Source organism: Halomonas sp. BN3-1 (genome assembly GCF_003056325.1).
Taxonomy (GTDB): domain Bacteria; phylum Pseudomonadota; class Gammaproteobacteria; order Pseudomonadales; family Halomonadaceae; genus Halomonas; species Halomonas litopenaei.
Genome location: NZ_PYVV01000048.1, coordinates 1 through 681 on the forward strand (window position 1 = coordinate 1; position 681 = coordinate 681).

The 681-nt window shown below is 68.6% G+C and carries 1 pseudogene; it reads right to left on the bottom strand.

From position 1 onward, the window contains the following. Positions 1–681 (bottom strand): annotated as a pseudogene (locus tag C9F12_RS22240) (RHS repeat protein); the annotation flags it as partial.

Below are 681 nucleotides of genomic sequence, written 5' to 3' on the forward strand. Positions count from 1 at the left end.
ACAGCCGCAGCAGGCGGTCGTAGTGGTAGGCGAAACGCTGGCCCATGGGGTCGCGGCGCTCGATCGGCTGGCCCTTGCCATTGTAGCGATAGCGGGTGCGCTGCCCGGTGGGGTCGAGATACTGGGTAAGCCGGCCTTCGCCGTCGTGGGAGAAGTGCTCGATGGCGCCGTCGGGGTGCTCGACGCTCAGCAGCAGGCCGGTGGCGTCACGGGTGTAATGGGTGCGATGCCCGGCGGCGTCACGGCGCTCGATCAGCCAGCCGCGGTGGTCGTAGCGAAACTGGGTGGTCTTGCGTGAACAGTCGCTGGCACTGGTCAGCCGACCCTGGTCGTTCCAGCGATACTGGTAGGTGTTGCCGGCGGCGTCGGTCATCGCCGTGGGCAGGCCGCGCGCGTTGTGACGGAAGGTGGTGACACGCCCGCTCGGGGCGATCTCTTGCAGCGGCAGGCCGCGTTCATCGAAGCGCAGCGAGCGTTCGCGTCCGTCAGGCTCGGTGACGCGCACCGGCAGGCCCTTGTCGTCGTAGTCGATGCGGGTGCTCAGGCCCTGGGGATCGACCGTCTCGATCAGCCGACCCTGGTCGTCATAGCGATAGTGGGTGGTGCGTCCTTCGCCGTCGATATGGCGGATCAGCCGGCCGTGCTCGTCCCAGCGCCAGTGCTCGCTGCCCAGCGCCGGGT